The organism is Lentzea sp. NPDC058436 (assembly GCF_042721515.1).
Classification (GTDB): Bacteria; Actinomycetota; Actinomycetes; order Mycobacteriales; family Pseudonocardiaceae; genus Lentzea.
The window spans coordinates 96,727-112,784 of the sequence record NZ_JBHXLF010000019.1; the positions used below are offsets into that span (position 1 = coordinate 96,727).

The window sequence follows — 16,058 nt, forward strand, 5'->3', positions numbered from 1 at the left end:
TGGAGATCGGTAGGCTGTCCCGGCGAGGGCTGCTAGCTCAATTGGCAGAGCAGGAGACTTTTAATCTTCGGGTTCAGGGTTCGAGTCCCTGGCGGCCCACCAAACCCCCAGGTCACAGGCCTGGGGGTTTCGCTTTGTCCGGGTGGCCCCACACTTAACCCACACAAAACCGCTGGTCATTCAACTTCGCCCTCGTCCGCTTGATCGTCTTTAGGCCCTCCGAGCGCCCCTTCCAGGGCGTCCGCAGCCCGCCGGTCGATGGTCTTCCGACCCATGTAGGTGTCCTGCGTCATCGACGGCCGAGCGTGGCCGAGCTGGTCGGCGACCTGACGCGCAGAGAGCCCCGACTCATCGAGGATGGTCGCCGCCGTCTTCCGGAAGACGTGCGAGGTCACCCACGCGAACTCGTCCCCGCCCCTCGCTTTCCGGAGGTCCTTCCGGGTGTTGGACGGATCACGGAGCCCGCCGAGGGCATCCGGGAAGATCGGCCCGTTCGGGAAGCTGGTGGCCTTGTGCCTCCGTCGCAGCATGTCGAGCGCCCACTGAGGCAGCAGGAGCGTGCGCTCACCGGCCTCCGTCTTGGTCGACTTCCGAATCAGTCCGATGCCCTTGACCCGGATGACTGTGTAGTTCACAGCGACCGTGCCAGCCTCGAAGTCAACGTCCTCCCAATAGACCGCCAGCGCCTCACCGATACGAACGCCCGTGGCCATCATGAAGCGCGACAGGTCAGGCAGGTCCCGCTTCACGGCCTTTGGATCGGACTCCAGCATCTCCAGCCAGAGAATCCGCTCTTCCAGCGTGAGTGCCCGCGGACTCTTCTTGCGGCCGGCCTCCAGCGGCTCCACCTCCCTGACCGGGTTCGTGTCCAGCGCCTTGTCCCTCACGGCGATCCGCAGAGCACCCGAGATCACCGAGCGCGCAGTCTTGGCCGTGTCCACACTGATCGACCGCCACAACGCGCTCAGGAAGGCGTCGATCCGCGCCACTGACATCTCATGAATCCGCAGCTCACCGAGGCCAGGCAGGACGTGCCGATCCATGATGCTTCGGTACGTGTCGACACTGCTCGGTGACCGCTTCCCAGCGTCGGCAAGCGCCTGGAACTTCGTGAACCACTGGGCCAAGGCTTCCTTGAACCGGCTGTCTCGGGTCAACGAGTTGCCGGACGGCCCCTTGCGTTCGGCGAGGGCTTTCTTGAGGCTCCGTTCTGCCGCAGTCTTGGTCTTGGCCCACCGCTCTACCGGCCGCGTCTTGCCGTCGTAGTCGCGATACTTCGTGGTCGCACGCCAGCCTGAATCCGTTTGATAGCAACGAATCGCGCCGTACGTGCCAATGTCGAGCGGAGGACGTGCCATCAGGCCGCCTCCTCAAGCAGGTGCTCGAACCAGCCCCGCACCTCGGACGGCAAGTACCTCAAGTGCTTGCCGACACGCCGAGCAGGCGGGCCGTAGTTCTTCGTTCGCCAGCCGTAGAGCGTGTGGACCGGGACGTTCAAGAAGAGTGCGACGTCGCCGATTGTCCACAGTGGCTCGAACTGTTGTGCGTCCATGATGTTCTCCCCCTAGCTCAAGCAGCTTGCGGTGTTGCCGAACTCCCCGGAGGTCCGGCGGATGCGAGCAGCGCGGCCGTGTATTCGGCCTTCCACCTGCGGCGCTCTGCGACGGCGCTCAACAGCAGGTGAGCCCGTGGCGGCACGTTCGGATCACCAGGCTGGACGTTGTTCCAGACGAGGCGTTGTGGCTGGTCATCGGGCTTGATCCCGACATCGGCCAGCAGTTGCCGAACGAACGCCTTCCGGTCGTGCTTGTGGTCAGCGAGCGACTTCCCCGACCACTTCCGCGACACCAGTACCCGCCGCCCAGCGACACCGAGCGTGGTCCGCTTGTGCGCCTTCCCCTTGCACTTGCCCGGCACCGTCGACAGCCGAGCCCCACGAGGCTGGACGCCGTAGAGCAACCACAGCCCGCATTGCGGCGAGCAGGGCGTGACCGCGAGCTCAGCGCACAGCCGTTCGGCGTGGTCTTCCTGCCGCGCGGTCTGCGCCTCAAAGCACTCGTTGATGCTCTTGGTCAGGTACTTCGTCAGGTAGCCGATGTGACGGCCGGCTTCCTCAGTGCCGCCAAGGATGCCCTTGGAGTGCACCTGCACCCCGAACCGCGCGACGTGCGCCGGTCGCTCGACCTCATCAAGGGCTTCTTCCCAGGTAGGCAGGGCCCTTCGGCTCTGCGGATCGACGAAGCCCTTGGCCCGGACGTCCCACGCCGGCAGGTCGTCGCCGCTGTACTTGATCTCGTCATACGCAGGCCACCAGACCTGGTGGTACGTGGCCTCAGCGACCGCCCGCAGCTCTGCACGGGAGACGCTGCCTCGAACCGCCGCGTGCCAGTGCGGAGCGAGCCGCCGCTGTGGTTCGACGGCAGAGAAGTACTGGACCTCCCAGCCGACGCAACGTCGAAGGTTCTGCACGAACCGGTCCAGCAGCGCCGCGAAGTGCACAGCGTCCCGCGCAGCACGGCGGTAGTCGTACCGCGAGGGATCGACAGGCGTGCCGTCGCTACGCACCTTGCCGTAGCTGTCGAGCGTCAGTGTGAGGAACGTCGACGGCTGGTACTTGCCTCCGAAGACCTTGCCAACGGTGCGCTTGCTGACCGGCCGGCGAGGCAGGTTCGGAGCGTCCTGACGCCGCTTGGTCGACCGCTTCCGCGCACCCTTGAGCGGGACTTCCAGAGAGGGAAGTGAGCCGCGGACTCCGAGTTGCCGAAGTTCTTCGTCGACCTCCGTGACCTCCTCCCGCACCTCCTCCGCGCCAACCTCGTCACCCTCATCGAGGGCCAGGCGGAAGGCCTTGACCAGGTCAGCCCGATACTCAGTCAGCTCCCGCTGATCGTTGCTCGGGGCATTCGGCGTGAAGTCCGGTTCGTCGGTCAGATGCCATCCCTCACGACACTGCGCCATCCGCAGACGGCGGTTCTTCTCCGCACAGGTAGGGCAGACACTCGCGACCGTCGAGCCACACGGCACGGGCACGATGTCCACGCGCCCGGTATCGAGGTCGATCCGTTCCTTGGCCAGCGGCCGGACGCACACGCCGTGTTCTTCTGCGACGGCGCGAGCAACGTCAAGCGCGGCTGGCTGCTTCATCCGCTCCGAGCGGTTCAGGTATTCGGTCATGCCGCCGCACTCCCCTCAGACCGGTCGGGGAACTCGTGCACCGTGGCCGGAGCGAGGAAGACAGCCAGCTCGACCAGGTCCGCGTCCGTGACGTGGAAGGCCCTGGCACGCTCCGGTTCGCGCTGCCCGTCCTCCTTGAGCCAGGCGACACCAGGCGTGTTCTCACTGATCTCGTGAGCCGCCGCTCCGCGTTGCCGAACGCCATCACCCAGGACCATGTCCACCTGCACCGGTTCGTCCAGGCGCAGCGCCACACGTGTCGTGAACAGGTGCCGGAAGGCGACCACTTCCTTGCGCGGGTCCTGGACCAGGCCGACAACGGCGTAGCCAGGCGCACGCCCTTGCGAGGTGATCGTCTGAACAGCGCGCGTGGCGCGTTCGCGAAGGTTCCTGTCTGGCTGGTAGGCGATCAGGTCCGCCAGCTCATCCACGATCAGGACCGTGAACGGCTCACCGGTGTTGCGAGCCCAGAGCCGCCGAATGCCCCGGTATCGAGAGGCACGCTCCTTGACCTCTGCGGCGATTTCTTCAAGCAGGGCAACAGCTTCCGGCCCATTGTCGTAGATGACCTTCTCGAACGCGTCCGGACACTGACCCAGCTCCATCCCGCCCTTGGGATCGATGCCGACGAGTCGGACCATGCCGGCCTTGATAGCCGGGGCGAGCTGCCAGACGATCGACCACAGCACCGAGCCCTTACCGGCACCGGGCACGCCGACCACGAGCACCTGCGACCCGAGCAGCTTCAACCGCCAAGGCTTCCCGGTCTCGGTACGGCCGACGACCACACGCTTGAGGTCGACCTCACCAGCGTTGGCGAGTTGCGGCACGACCACGGGACGCGACAGCGGGTCAGCGTGGATGAAGTCGAGCTCAAGCACGCGCGGCTTGAGAACCCTCACCCGGCAAGACCGGGCATTGAATGAGTGCGCGAGGTTGTCCCGACGTGCTTCCCACTGCTCTGGCGACTGGGCCGGGATCATTCGCACGCGGACCTTGTCCCGCCACCCCTCGGACCGGACGCGGCGCAGCTTCGGGAGGTACTCCTTCCCGCGGACTTCCTTCGCAAGCTCGGCGAGTCGCATCACGGTGCGCCATTGCGGCACGTAGACCGTGAGCCGCCGCCATTCGGTCAGCAGCCGGTACCAGCCGTGCCGCAGGAACGACGCCCGATCGAGGCCATACCAAACGGTCAGGGCGCACACGAGCGACAACAGAGCCAAGACCAGCGGGGACAGTCCGAACTGCCGATAGGCGACGTAGCCGCCTAGGCCAAGCGTCACCACAACCGGATAGTGGATGGCCAGCATGGTGAGCTTCACGGCCAGACGGACCGTCAGCCACACCAGTGCGACCGGCGCGAGTACGAGCTTGACCCAACCGGGAAGCCATACCCACCAAGGAACCTGTGGACGAGCACCCTCGAACGGTGCGGGATCGACCCAACGGTTGCCCTTCATCGCGCACCAACCGAGCACGCGACGCACTGAAAGACGCTGCCAACGCTCGGGATGCGCCCAACAGGCTGGAACGCTCCCGCATCGGCGGTGTGCTGCGCCTTGCAGGTCAAACACTCGAAGCCCTCAGCCTGTGCGGCCGTGAGTTCCATCGTCTCCAACGAGCCGCCGTCGAGCATGACGACGTAGCTGGAAACGGTCTGCTTGCTGGCGATCATCCGATCCCACAGCAGTTGCTTTGTGTCCCCGTCTAGCGCACGAATGCGCTCAGGCTCTACGCTCATCGTTGTTCACTCCTGAGTTGGGTGGACAACGCAGGAGCGGCGAGGTTGGTAGCCGGGTTCCGCTCCTGCGTCTCACGATCTCTTTGCGCCGCAACAAGACGTGCGGCATCGCCACATGACCCAGCAGGATCATGCGCTCTGTCTAAACAGGACTTACCTAGCTCTTGCGGAGCTTGATCGCCTCGCCCTTCTCACGCTCACGAGTCGCCCAGTACATAGCCTCGTGGTGGTGACTCCGGTCGATCTCCGCGACCCGCGCATAGATGGCAGCCGAGCGCAGGTAGTAGTCCTTCAGCACGTCGGGCTTGGACTTCGGGTGGGGAAGCAGCTTGCTCAACACGTCATGCGCTTCGCTCAGCGTCCTGACCTGCTCCGCCAGGCCCCAATGCATCGCCTCAACCGCGGACATCAGGATCTCCCTCCGCCAGGGCGTGACGCCCCTCCTGACTGCCGAGGTGATCCGCCAGCTTGGACGCCTCACGCGACAGCTCCCGACAGAACCGCATCAGCACGTCCGACCCGCCAGGGAACGGCGGAAGCTGGATCGCGATGTTGACCGGGTCCAGGTAGATCACCAGCGCCGGAACCTGCGGCGTCACGCGAACCATCGCCGCAGCAGCGTCACGCCCAGGCGTACAGGTGGCGTTGAAGCCCATCACTGCCCACCTTCCTGCCGGGCAGCCGACGCCTGAAGCGCCTTCCACCCCTCGTCCAGGACCGCCCGCAGCCGAGGCACCGCATCGCGGTCGACCACGAGCACCACGGGGAACGCCTTGCCGAACCGCAGCTCGACCCGGTCAGCGAACGGCATAGCGAGGGGACGCATCGGGAGATCGGCGGTCACGTGGACCCGCACCATGTCCGGCATTACGCGGCCTTCGCGGCAGGCTTGCTGACAGCCGGCTTCATGCCGGAGGCCCGCAAGCTGTAGCCCAACTTCGCGCGGCACCGGTGACGCTCACCAGCGTGCGTAGCGCGGCAGCCCTTGTCATCGATCCAAGGCGTGACTGTCAGCCCCTCGAAGACCACCGGCCGCACGTCCGTACCGGGGATCGCCTCTGGCGGCACCGGCTGGTGAGGCGCGGAGATCTTCACCGTGACCACCGCGTCCGTCTTGCGCTCGGCCGCCTGGTCGATCACCAGAACCGACCACACAAGGAGACCGGTCTCCTTGTCCTTTTCCTGTTCCAGCGGCAGGCCCTTAGCCCGCTCATCAGCGGACTGGAACTTCAGCACCGGTTCCACGCCCATCACGAGCGCGCCCCTCGGGAACACGAAGTCATGACCCGCCGGGAGCCTGCTCCCACCTGTGATCGCCATCGTCTTGCTCCTGTCGTCTGTGCCGTCTGACCTGCTGTCAGCCGTTCTCGACACCTACGACTTTCGGCGAAACACGAGGACGCAAGCACCGCACAGCGGGATTTCTGAGGACGTCTCTGTTAGGTTGAAGTCGTCCCTAGTCATCCCTCGGGAGGGCAGATGGCCAACGACCGCCTACGCGAAGCGTTACTACGCAACGGCTTGAGCCTCGACCACGTGGCCCGCGCGACCGGCGTCGACCCGAAGACCGTCGAGCGCTGGATCACCAGGGGACGCATCCCGTACCCGCGCCACCGCAACGCCATCGCGTCGATGGTCCGCGAGACAGAGCACTACCTCTGGCCCGACGCGGTGGCCGCGGACCGCAAGGCCGAGATCGCCGAGTCCGAGGTCGTGAAGGTCTACCCGCACCGCAACAACATCCCTGCGGACTTGTGGGACCGGCTGCTTAGCGACGCCACCGAGCACATCGAAGTGCTGTCACTCGCCGCACTGTTCCTCGTGGAGCGGCCGATGTTCGCGAAGGAACTACGCGCGAAGGCCGAGAACGGCGCGAAGGTCCGGCTTCTGTTCGGTGATCCAGGCGGCCGCGAGGCGTCCCGGCGATCCGAGGAAGAACAGCTGGGCAAGGGCACTGTTGCCGCGCGCATCCGCAACGCCCTGGCGTTCATCCGGCCACTGGTCGACGCGCCTAATGTCGAGATCCGGCTACACAAGACCACGCTCTACAACTCAGTCTTCCGCTTCGATGACGAGATGATCGTCAACACTCACGTCTACGGGTTCCCCGGTGCTCACGCGCCCGCGCTACACCTGCGTCGATTGTCGGCCGGGGACCTGTTCGAGACCTACTCCGAGAGCCTGGAGACCGTCTGGGCCGCAGCCAAGCGCACCACGTTCTGAGGAGCCGCATCGTGGCCCGCACTGACCACTACCACGACCCTCACGCCCCCGAGGCGACCAACATCGTCGTGGCAGTGACCGCGTTCGTACAGGACGAGCACGGCCGGCTGTTGATGATCCGCCGCACTGACAACGACCTCTACTCCATCCCGGGCGGAGCTCAGGACGTCGGGGAGACGATCGGCCAGGCGGTCATCCGCGAAGTCAGGGAAGAGACCGGGATCGACGTCGAGCCCACCGACATCATCGGCGTCTACTCCGACCCCAAGCACGTCATCGCCTACACGGACGGCGAGGTACGACAGCAGTTCTCGATCTGCTTCCGGGCGCGGTTGATCGGCGGAGACCTGCGGACGAGCACCGAGTCGAGCGAAGTGCACTGGGTCGGCCGCAGAGACCTGGGCGCCCTGAATATCCACCCATCGATCCGACTCCGCATCGAGCATGGATTCGAGGAACGATCGGCGCCCTACTTCGCGGTGTAATCGATCCCCGCCGTCCGTAGCCGCTCCTCCGTGCGTTCAACCGCAGCAAGGAGCTCTGGCTTCGCTTGGCGGATGAAGAGCGTCACGAGATCTTCGGGACCGTAGCGCTTCTGGATCTCTTCGATCCGATCACAGACGTTGGTGACCTGGCCATCGGGGGTAGTCGACATGTCTGCCCACCAAAGCGCGTCACGCAGAGGGGTTACTTCGTCTGTCCAAGTTGTCAACCCAGCAGTGAGCCCGCGTAGTTCCGCTTCTCGATATGCGCAGGAGTGGTGAGCAACCAGACCGCAGAGTCGAGCTGAAGCGCCCACGCTGGCCAAGAACCGCGCACCGTCTAAGGGATGGAACCCTGTAGTCGCGAGATCAGGCGCGTAGCCCACATCGTGCAGCACTGCGGCGGCCGATAGGATCTCTCGCTCTTCGCCGCTGAAGAGCGCCCACGCCTGCTGCGCCCTCCTACCTACACCCTGGACGTGAGCCCAGCGCCTGGGCAACGAGCCCGACAAGTGCTCTTCGGAGGTCCTTTGTGCCCACTCTAGGAGTTCCACACGAACAGCGTATGAGGCGACGACCATCGTGGTGGCGGTGACCGGGTTCGCACTGGTCGAGCACAAGATCTGCCGACACCGTGACACAGAGACCGCCCAACACGATCTTACATCGCATGTAGCGCATTCTCGGCACTAACACTAGTCGTGCGCAGACCAAGCAGAGCACACTTCGCCGCTGCTGAATGTTCCGTTCGACGGGACAACATAGTTCCAATCTCTTGCACCATATCCACCCATCCATCCAGCTCCGAGTCATCCCCAGATGATCGATATTTCTCCCAAACAGCATCTGCAGCGGCACATTTCCTCTCGACCTCTTTAAACATCAATCTACGCTGAGTCACCAAGGCGGTCTGACGCCAATGATAAAGTCGAGCCGACTGCGCCACCCGATCGACCAGGCCTGAACTCTTCTCCGCCATCGGACTCGGAGACGGAATACCAGATTCATCGAATACAACTAAATTGGGGTCACCTGAACGACAGGGATCCAGAAGAACGTGCTTTTCCGCATCCAAGGAGTCCTGAGGACCATGCGCCCTAACTCCAGACAGCATCAGAGGGAAGTGATCCTGCTTTCCACCTGACTCATCCGACGCAACATCGATACGATGACTGTTGCAGAAGGTGCATGAATACCTGAAGTTTGTATAATCAAACGCAAGCCACCAGTATCCCGGATGGCCCTTCTCTTCAAAAATCTTCCCTTTTGGCCGGAAATGATCTACTGCATCGTCAGATCGGTCCTGCCGCGTTTCGCAGTACCAGCACTTTCCCGTCATCACGCTTGCAAGGTTCTTCTTCAGCTCTCGCCACAGCGACGAGTTGGCAGAGATTATCTCCTTGACCTTATCCCTATCCGGCCAGGCTTCCTCAACCTGCTTACGTACGCCCTTCGCTTTCTCCAACCAGTCGGCGGTAATGACAGCTTCGACCCACCGGAAGTCAATGTATCTCACCCGAGATCGTCCTCGCCGTTCTCCGCCTCTACCTGCCCTCGCTTCGCGACCACCTCCGAAAAAATTCGCTCCGCTAGCGCCCGCTCTGCCTGAATATCAGCTTGAGTTCTCGGCTCTGCCTTTGGAGCCTGAACCTCACGTTCGGCGTATTTAACCTTCAGATACTCTTGGAAGTCGGGATCCCGATCTTCGGTGAGCAGACCCAGATGCCGCAACTCTTCTGCCAGCCCGGCCAGTTTACTCTCCTCATCAGCCGATAGATCGTTCCTCGCCGCCAACGACCTCTTAAGCTGAATCTTCTCCAACGTCTCTATGTCAACCTGAGCCTTCAAGCCATAGACATCGCTAGTGAGGAGATTGCCCACGCCCATCCCCTGGGGATCTTCCAACGGCTCAATAGGATGAATTAGCCCGTCAGTGCCGCGCTCCAAAATCCTTACTTCTTCCCTCTTCAGAGCACTCACCACTAGCGGATCGTGGGTCGCCATCAAAACATGCGAGGTCGGACCAAGTCCGCCGAAACGCTCCAGAAATCTACGATACTGTGCACTCCAAGCAGGATTCAGGTGAGTGTCAGGCTCATCCAGAAGGAACAGCGACTCGTCCTCGCGTGTGAATCTCATCAATCCCAAAACAAGGAGAAGCTGCTGCTCCCCTTCGCTTAGTTCACGAAAAGTTAGCGGAGCGCCAACTTTCTTGAGTGACACTCTAATCCTGACATCGTAGATCAACTCAGAAATATAGGTGCTCTCAAGCGCCTTAAAGAACTCCTGATTACTTCTATAAGCAGAGCGGAGCTGCTGTACCTCCGACAGGCCCGGCAAGAACAGGTACAGATGCTCGTTCTTTGTCGGCCTTCTTGTCCCCACCTTAATTCGGCTATCCATGCGCATAGGGGCCAGCGCAAGACGATAAAGCCCGTCAAGGAATGTCCGAACGGTGCCTTGAGCATTCCAGAAGCGCGGGTCGCCGTTTGAACTCTTCCATGTCGGCTTCTGCATCTCAAACAGAACCGAATCGAGAGATTCGATACCCAAATGATCGCGCAGTAGGTTACGAACCTCCGAATCGTTCTCAAGGAAGAACGCAAGGAGGACGAAGTTTGAATGCACCGCTCTCGCATAGAACAGGGGGCGCAGCGGGTTTTCAATTCCGCTCACCAAGTCGCGATAGAATCGCTCTTGATGCTGAGTGAAGTGCTGCTCAAAACGATTAGAAGGACCCGAGTAGTAGCCAAACACAAAATCAGGACGGAGATCCCTTCCTGACTCTCCTAGCAATCGGCTAGCTGAGACAGCGGCGCCGTCTACGGTGACCGCGTAGGTGCGCTCGCCACTAGTTCCGACAACCACTACCTCGTGCCCGCGGCACTGATACCGAATCTTAAAGCTGAGAGAAGCTACCTGACCAAGGTCCAGATCACGGAAAATCAGCGTGAGTGCTTCTAGAATGTTTGACTTTCCAGCGCCATTCCTGCCTACCAGCACAGAAACAGAGGAATCTGCATCAAAGCTGATGGAGAAGTCTCGCAAGTTCTTAAACTCACTCAAGTGAAGTTCTAGAACTCTCATGATTGGACCAATTCCACTACAACGTTTACGTCGTCCGGCCTGACAACACGAATCGCTCCAGAACGATCGAGCTCCCGCAACGCAACGTAGAACGAGTCCACTCCATCTTGCGCTAGTCCCATCTGTGCGAATAGATCCGCTGGTTTAGCGCTCCCGTCGAGGCTCTGAAGTGCTTCCCGGATAGCGTCCGGCGATGTCTCAATAGCGCCTCTGAGCTTCCCCACGGCTACCCCGGCTTTCATCGATAGCACTTTCTCGTGGCCCGTCACGCGAAGACGGTCGAATTGGACCTGGCTGACCGGGTCGGCATCGGCATCTACTTGCTGAGCCAACCGCGGTTCAATCCCAAGGCTGAGCGCAAGTTCGCGAGACGACTTCTCCACTCCGGTCCCTAGCAGGCGTGATGAAATTCCGCTAGCAGCTCTCCCGTAGGAAAAGCTAGCCAGGCCAGAGGCTTCAAGCTGCGTGACCAACGATTCCACTCGATCAGCCGAGCTGAGTATGGCAGCCGCGTTCGCCTGCAACACGTCGAGCTTATCTGCAATCTCTCGTTGAACGTCAAGAGGCGGAACTGGTACCGGAAGTCGACGAACATCTTTCAAGTTGAGCCCAGGCATATCGATTCCGCGCATTCGGGACCTCAACCAAGATTGAGCCGCTCTACTTGACACCCAGTGAGCCAAATAGCTGCTGTCGACTGTTCGTCCTGGACGCAGCCGCGCAGTTCCTTGGGTGATCTGCGCACCATCAAGTTCTTCAGGAACGATGGCAACGCGAGTATGCCGAATGATCCCCAGGAGTACATCTCCCGCAGCCAAAGTAGATTTCGAGTTCTTTGCCGCAACACTCGGTGACGTGCGCCCCAATTGATCAACAAGGATATATCCTTGCTGTAGATCTCGGCCGCGAATGTACGGAACACCTGAATTGTCTTCAGGCCCCGGCTGCAAGATGCCGTACACGATCGGTGAACCAACACCAACGAGCTCAGCTGCTTCACGCACAGGCCACGGTGCTCGACCTGCGGTCCCATCTGTCCATTCGACAGCGTGATCCCCAAGAATATAAGAGTCAGCAGCGCGCGGTAGAACATCTGCTATAGATGGTCGCGATTGCGAGATCGAGTTTCGGATAACGTCCACAAAGTCCTGAAACGCGCGAGCAGACGAAGCAATCTCGCGCTGAACCGGCGTCGGAGGCAGCGGGAATGGCAATTCTCGGAACCGACTCAGGCCAAGATGCGCTATGCCCGTTGTTGCCTTCGATACAGCCGCGAATACTCCTGTCTTCTGGTATGCACGGAAGACATGGAGGGCGTACTCCGGATCGACTCCAGGGTAGGCGCGAAACCTGATTATCGAGTTCTGGAAGTAAAGGTCGCCAGCATCAGATCGATACATCGCGGCACGTCCGACCAACTCTCGGCTCTGCCCTTCACAAAGAAGGATGTCACCCATTTCCAAGCGGTACTTCTCCGCTCTTGAGAACGGCATCTCAAGAACGTCAGACATGTCGATCAGGTCATCCTGGACGTTCGCAACACGGAGGTAAGGGTACAAATAGTCATCAGCGCCCGGCCGGCGACGCTGCTGTCCAACCATCACCTCGCCGGCATCCGATACGCGACATTGGGTCCAACTAGCTGGAAAGTTAGGCCGGGAGCTAGCCATTTGCTACTTCCTCAGACTCGCGAAGAAGTCGAGCCAGATCTTGTGCGGAAGCGAGCGCTTGTTGCAGCTCCTGCACGATCATTTCAGACATCTCCGTCGGCGTGCCGGTCGGAGACGTGCTGCGTTGCAGCATTGCATCGAAATCGAGGCGGTCTCCAGAGTCGCGCAAGTCAGCACGACTGAGCATCCGAAATCTGTCGTTTTCATTTCTGCTGGCGCGCCCCAAAGGATCGGCGCCGTAGGCATCAGTAAAGTCGACAAGATCACTATGGTTAAGCTGACGTCGCTTGGTAAAGCCTGCCACTCCGTTGCGTAGATCGTAAACCCACGTCGACTGCGACGGGCCTGTCCTCGCAAAGAACAGAACAGATGTGCGCACACCTGTCGCGTAGAAGATTCCAGCCGGAAGCCTGAGAATCGTATGCAGGTCAAAGTTGTCGAGGAGGTGAGTTCTTAGAGCAGCCGCAACGCCGCTTTCGAACAACACGTTGTCGGGCACCACTACTACGGCTCGACCATTTGGAATCAGTGACTTGTAGACGTGCTGAATGAATGCGAGCTGTTTGTTGGATGTCGGAAAATCGAGCAGATCCATTTGCTGTGACGTGAGGCCGCCCTTAACTCCAAACGGCGGGTTCGTGATGCAGAGCGAGGCTCCAACGTCGGCAGGATTTGCAGACAGGGTATCCCCTACTCGAATATCCCCTTCGAGGCCATGGAGCTGCAGGTTCATTAGGGCCATTCGCTGCACGTCTCGGACTAGCTCCTGGCCGACCAACTTCGGCTCATGACGGCTACGCCCTGCACTTTGAAGGCCGGCAGCGACCAAAAATCCAGCTGTTCCTACCGCCGGATCGTAAATGACATCGGAACCTTGCGGCCGCGAAACCGAGACTAGCGCTTCCACAAGAGCACGGGGGGTAAAGTACTGCCCTGCACCATAGCGCGACTCAGTCGCGTTCTTTTCGATCAAACCTTCGTAAATATCGCCAATGCCATTCTGTCCACCACGATACCAGTCGATCGAAGCGATTCCCTCGATCAATCGACGCAGTGAGTGACCTGACCTAATAGCCGTACGGCTGTCTTCGAAGATTCTGGCAAGCTTTGGGTTCGAAGAAACACCAAGCGCCCGGAGTGCATCTTGGTAGCGCTCAAGGATTACCGATTCAGGCTGAGAGCGGAGCGCATCCCACCTGAACTGGCTGGGCACATCACGCTCAATGTCAAGCTCGTTGGCCAGTTTGAGGAACAGCAGGTACGTCAGCTCACCAAGATACTCGTGGTACGTAATGCCGTCATCCCTCAGGACGTTACAGAGAGCCCACAGCCTTCGTACAGCGTCCGTCGTAGTCTCCACAGACGTCCCTCACCTCCGCAGTCGTTCACCCTATCTGTCAACCGGTTGACCAGCTGCGGGTGTCGTAGAGCTAGGAACCACCATGACATGGAGGTCTGACAGTGGCGGAGACCTAGCACGCGCGGCATGCTACTGGGGAGAGGTGATGTTGGTCTTGCCGAATCCAGCTTTACAGGATCAAGGCGCCGCCGCTGGCGGCGCGTGCGGTCTGGCGCTGCACCAGCATCCATCCCGGCACTCCCGGCATCCGCTTCGCTGCGCCGGTCGGCCGGGCGGCGCTGCGCACCGGACATCAGGCGCCAGCTGACGGCCCACCCGATCCGAGCTTGATTCGTCTCCAGCTTCCTACGAGCGCCAGCGCAGTCACCCAGGCCGGCTGTGCACGGCGCTCGACTGCCGCGACGGCTGCGCCGCCTTGCCACCGATCAATCCTCGGACGAAGCCGCGGGAACACTCGATGAGCACCAGGCCGAGCCACCCCCGACGCCGCGAGCATGACACCGGCCGGCGACGCCGCGTCAAGGCTGGAATGAGTACCTTGACCCGACGCCACCGGCCGCGTTCGAGTCTCAGTGTCGGGATGACGACAGGGATCTGGGCGGGTCCAGGAGACCAAGATCAACCCACACTTAACTCTCACAAAACGACGACAGACGTCGAGAAGTGACTGTCCACAGTGCTCAGATCAGGAGTGCATCCGCGCAGGTAGTGAGCGCTGTCGAGGAAGATCGGCGAACAACGCCAAACGAAGGCCCTTACTCTTCGGGTTCAGGGTTCGAGTCCCTGGCGGCCCACCAAACGCCAAACGCCCAGGTCACAGACCTGGGCGTTTCGCGTTTCCGGGATTCAGTGCGCCATGACCTCACCGGACGTGTTGGTCCGGTTCGGCAGCAGGGCGGCCACCACGATCGTGGCAGCGGCCAGCGCGGTAGCGATCACGAACGCGAGCTTCATGCCGCTCAACTGTGCCGCCGCCTCCGCAGCGCCCTCGGCCACCAGGGAGGTGGTGCGGGCGGACATCACGGTGACGACCAGGGCGGTGCCGACGGCTGCCGCCACCTGCTGGAGGGTGCCGAGGATCGAGCTGCCGTGCGGGTACATGTTCGGCGGGAGGGCGCCCATGCCCAGGGTGAAGATCGGGGTGAAGGTGGCTGCCAGGCCGACCATGAGGAGTGCGTGCAGTGCCAGGACCTGCCAGTACGGCATGGTCATCGAGATCTGGGTGAAGCCTGCCAGGGAGAGCACGATGCCGATGGAGCCCGGGAGGACGAGCGGGCGGCTGCCCAGGCGGTCGTAGATCCTGCCTACCGTGGGGCCGAGTACGCCCATGGCGAGGCCGCCCGGCATGAGGAGCAGGCCCGTCTGCAACGGGGTCAGGCCTCGGAGGTTCTGCAGATAGAGGGGCAGCAGGATCATCGAGCCCATCATCGCGAGGAACGCGATGCACATGAGGGCCAGTGACAGGGCGAACGTGCGGTGCGTGAGGGTGCGCAGGTCCATCAGCGGGGCGCCGGTTCGCTGCAGTTTGAGTTGGCGGATCACGAAGAACGCGATGGTGGCCGCGCCCGCGATGACGATGCCGATGCTCGGGCCGAGGTTGGACTCGCCCTCGCCGAAGAGGCTCAGGCCGTAGACGAGGCCGCCGAAGCCGAGGGTGGCCATGGCCGCTGAAGCCCAGTCGAGGGTGCTGACCTCGGGCTCGCCGATGTTGTCCAGGTGGCGGAGGCCGAAGTACGTCACGGCGCCAGCTACCGGGAGGACGGCTACGAACAGCAGGCGCCACGAGCCGAGTTGCAGGATCAGGCCCGAGATGGCCGGGCCGAGGGCCGGGGCGACCGAGATCGCGAGGGTCACGTTGCCCATCACCCGGCCGCGGTCCCGTTCCGGGACGACGGTCATGAGGGTGGTCATGAGCAACGGCATCATCACCGCGGTGCCTGCTGCCTGCACGATGCGGCCGAGGAGGAGGACGGTGAACGTCGGCGCTGCCGCGGAGAGGGCGGTGCCGGCCAGGAAGACGCCCATCGCGATCGCGTAGCCCTGGCGGGTGGTGACTCGCTGCAGGAACCAACCGGTGACCGGGATCACCGCGGCCATGGTGAGCATGAACGCGGTCGACACCCATTGGGCGGCCTGTTCGGTGACGTGCATCGACTCCATGAGGCGCGGGATCGCGTTGATCATCAGCGTCTCGTTGAGGATCACGACGAACGTGGCCAGCACCAGGAGGCGCACCACCAGCGGTGTCTTACCGGCCTGTGTTGTCGGCCGGTCTTGGATCGCAGCAGGCATGTCTGGCCCTCACTCGGTTGCTGGCATCA

The 16,058-nt window shown here is 61.9% G+C and carries 17 protein-coding genes and 1 tRNA gene; 3 read left to right on the top strand and 15 right to left on the bottom strand.

What is annotated here, in order from left to right; translation table 11 throughout:
• Positions 1 to 26: 26 nt before the first annotated feature.
• Positions 27 to 102: transfer RNA gene (locus tag ACFWN2_RS37860), tRNA-Lys, on the top strand.
• A 74-nt stretch (positions 103 to 176) separates the two neighbouring features.
• Here ACFWN2_RS37860 and ACFWN2_RS37865 read toward each other — a convergent pair.
• The 9 genes from ACFWN2_RS37865 to ACFWN2_RS37905 all read right to left on the bottom strand — a co-directional run bounded on the left by ACFWN2_RS37865 (position 177) and on the right by ACFWN2_RS37905 (position 6,235).
• Complete coding sequence (locus ACFWN2_RS37865) at positions 177 to 1,358, bottom strand: tyrosine-type recombinase/integrase (RefSeq protein ID WP_382435374.1); 1,182 nt, start codon at positions 1,356 to 1,358, stop codon at positions 177 to 179.
• The gene (locus ACFWN2_RS37870) at positions 1,358 to 1,552 is read right to left on the bottom strand and encodes a helix-turn-helix domain-containing protein (protein ID WP_382435375.1); all 195 of its coding nucleotides are present in this window, start codon (positions 1,550 to 1,552) and stop codon (positions 1,358 to 1,360) included. The genes ACFWN2_RS37865 and ACFWN2_RS37870 overlap by 1 nt, the downstream gene beginning before the upstream one ends.
• Positions 1,553 to 1,569: 17 nt before the next feature.
• On the bottom strand, positions 1,570 to 3,174 hold the full coding sequence (locus tag ACFWN2_RS37875; RefSeq protein ID WP_382435376.1) for a replication initiator: 1,605 nt from the start codon (positions 3,172 to 3,174) through the stop codon (positions 1,570 to 1,572).
• Positions 3,171 to 4,661: an FtsK/SpoIIIE domain-containing protein gene (locus tag ACFWN2_RS37880; protein ID WP_382435377.1), complete on the bottom strand. Its 1,491-nt coding sequence runs from the start codon at positions 4,659 to 4,661 to the stop codon at positions 3,171 to 3,173. The genes ACFWN2_RS37875 and ACFWN2_RS37880 overlap by 4 nt, the downstream gene beginning before the upstream one ends.
• Positions 4,631 to 4,915, bottom strand: coding sequence for a hypothetical protein (locus ACFWN2_RS37885; protein ID WP_382435378.1), 285 nt, complete (start codon positions 4,913 to 4,915; stop codon positions 4,631 to 4,633). The genes ACFWN2_RS37880 and ACFWN2_RS37885 overlap by 31 nt, the downstream gene beginning before the upstream one ends.
• Before the next feature lie 157 nt (positions 4,916 to 5,072).
• On the bottom strand, positions 5,073 to 5,324 hold the full coding sequence (locus tag ACFWN2_RS37890; protein WP_382435379.1) for an AMED_5909 family protein: 252 nt from the start codon (positions 5,322 to 5,324) through the stop codon (positions 5,073 to 5,075).
• The gene (locus ACFWN2_RS37895; RefSeq protein WP_382435380.1) at positions 5,311 to 5,571 is read right to left on the bottom strand and encodes a hypothetical protein; all 261 of its coding nucleotides are present in this window, start codon (positions 5,569 to 5,571) and stop codon (positions 5,311 to 5,313) included. Before ACFWN2_RS37895 ends, ACFWN2_RS37890 begins: the two co-directional genes overlap by 14 nt.
• Positions 5,571 to 5,759 carry a hypothetical protein gene (locus ACFWN2_RS37900; protein WP_382435381.1) on the bottom strand — a complete coding sequence of 63 codons (189 nt, stop codon included), beginning with the start codon at positions 5,757 to 5,759 and terminating at the stop codon, positions 5,571 to 5,573. The genes ACFWN2_RS37895 and ACFWN2_RS37900 overlap by 1 nt, the downstream gene beginning before the upstream one ends.
• A 23-nt stretch (positions 5,760 to 5,782) precedes the next feature.
• Positions 5,783 to 6,235: a hypothetical protein gene (locus ACFWN2_RS37905; RefSeq protein WP_382435382.1), complete on the bottom strand. Its 453-nt coding sequence runs from the start codon at positions 6,233 to 6,235 to the stop codon at positions 5,783 to 5,785.
• A gap of 159 nt (positions 6,236 to 6,394) precedes the next feature.
• Between ACFWN2_RS37905 and ACFWN2_RS37910 the strand changes: the two genes are divergently transcribed.
• The gene (locus ACFWN2_RS37910; RefSeq protein ID WP_382435383.1) at positions 6,395 to 7,138 is read left to right on the top strand and encodes a DUF5919 domain-containing protein; all 744 of its coding nucleotides are present in this window, start codon (positions 6,395 to 6,397) and stop codon (positions 7,136 to 7,138) included.
• 11 nt (positions 7,139 to 7,149) lie between these two features.
• Positions 7,150 to 7,623, top strand: a complete 474-nt coding sequence (locus ACFWN2_RS37915) for an NUDIX hydrolase (RefSeq protein ID WP_382435384.1) — start codon at positions 7,150 to 7,152, stop codon at positions 7,621 to 7,623.
• Here ACFWN2_RS37915 and ACFWN2_RS37920 read toward each other — a convergent pair.
• The 6 genes from ACFWN2_RS37920 to ACFWN2_RS37945 all read right to left on the bottom strand — a co-directional run bounded on the left by ACFWN2_RS37920 (position 7,608) and on the right by ACFWN2_RS37945 (position 16,029).
• Positions 7,608 to 8,201: an HD domain-containing protein gene (locus tag ACFWN2_RS37920; RefSeq protein ID WP_382435385.1), complete on the bottom strand. Its 594-nt coding sequence runs from the start codon at positions 8,199 to 8,201 to the stop codon at positions 7,608 to 7,610. The two genes, ACFWN2_RS37915 and ACFWN2_RS37920, sit on opposite strands and share 16 nt — an antisense overlap.
• Before the next feature lie 80 nt (positions 8,202 to 8,281).
• Positions 8,282 to 9,136: a hypothetical protein gene (locus ACFWN2_RS37925; RefSeq protein ID WP_382435386.1), complete on the bottom strand. Its 855-nt coding sequence runs from the start codon at positions 9,134 to 9,136 to the stop codon at positions 8,282 to 8,284.
• Positions 9,133 to 10,686, bottom strand: a complete 1,554-nt coding sequence (locus ACFWN2_RS37930) for an AAA family ATPase (protein ID WP_382435387.1) — start codon at positions 10,684 to 10,686, stop codon at positions 9,133 to 9,135. Before ACFWN2_RS37930 ends, ACFWN2_RS37925 begins: the two co-directional genes overlap by 4 nt.
• 17 nt (positions 10,687 to 10,703) lie before the next feature.
• A complete protein-coding gene (locus tag ACFWN2_RS37935) occupies positions 10,704 to 12,308 on the bottom strand; it encodes a restriction endonuclease subunit S (RefSeq protein WP_382435388.1) in 1,605 nt (534 codons plus the stop codon).
• Positions 12,309 to 12,369: 61 nt separating this feature from the next.
• The gene (locus ACFWN2_RS37940; RefSeq protein WP_382435389.1) at positions 12,370 to 13,737 is read right to left on the bottom strand and encodes an N-6 DNA methylase; all 1,368 of its coding nucleotides are present in this window, start codon (positions 13,735 to 13,737) and stop codon (positions 12,370 to 12,372) included.
• 846 nt (positions 13,738 to 14,583) lie between these two features.
• A complete protein-coding gene (locus ACFWN2_RS37945) occupies positions 14,584 to 16,029 on the bottom strand; it encodes an MDR family MFS transporter (protein ID WP_382435390.1) in 1,446 nt (481 codons plus the stop codon).
• Positions 16,030 to 16,058 lie beyond the last annotated feature (29 nt).

Excerpts from the sequence above, each read along its gene's own strand:
- ACFWN2_RS37865 (WP_382435374.1), bottom strand. The coding sequence starts at position 1,358 with ATGGCACGTCCTCCGCTCGACATTGGCACGTACGGCGCGATTCGTTGC.
- ACFWN2_RS37910 (WP_382435383.1), top strand. The coding sequence starts at position 6,395 with ATGGCCAACGACCGCCTACGCGAAGCGTTACTACGCAACGGCTTGAGC.
- ACFWN2_RS37945 (WP_382435390.1), bottom strand. The coding sequence starts at position 16,029 with ATGCCTGCTGCGATCCAAGACCGGCCGACAACACAGGCCGGTAAGACA.
- ACFWN2_RS37885 (WP_382435378.1), bottom strand. The coding sequence starts at position 4,915 with ATGAGCGTAGAGCCTGAGCGCATTCGTGCGCTAGACGGGGACACAAAG.
- ACFWN2_RS37870 (WP_382435375.1), bottom strand. The coding sequence starts at position 1,552 with ATGGACGCACAACAGTTCGAGCCACTGTGGACAATCGGCGACGTCGCA.
- ACFWN2_RS37905 (WP_382435382.1), bottom strand. The coding sequence starts at position 6,235 with ATGGCGATCACAGGTGGGAGCAGGCTCCCGGCGGGTCATGACTTCGTG.
- ACFWN2_RS37935 (WP_382435388.1), bottom strand. The coding sequence starts at position 12,308 with ATGGTTGGACAGCAGCGTCGCCGGCCGGGCGCTGATGACTATTTGTAC.
- ACFWN2_RS37875 (WP_382435376.1), bottom strand. The coding sequence starts at position 3,174 with ATGACCGAATACCTGAACCGCTCGGAGCGGATGAAGCAGCCAGCCGCG.
- ACFWN2_RS37920 (WP_382435385.1), bottom strand. The coding sequence starts at position 8,201 with ATGGTCGTCGCCTCATACGCTGTTCGTGTGGAACTCCTAGAGTGGGCA.
- ACFWN2_RS37890 (WP_382435379.1), bottom strand. The coding sequence starts at position 5,324 with ATGTCCGCGGTTGAGGCGATGCATTGGGGCCTGGCGGAGCAGGTCAGG.
- ACFWN2_RS37895 (WP_382435380.1), bottom strand. The coding sequence starts at position 5,571 with ATGGGCTTCAACGCCACCTGTACGCCTGGGCGTGACGCTGCTGCGGCG.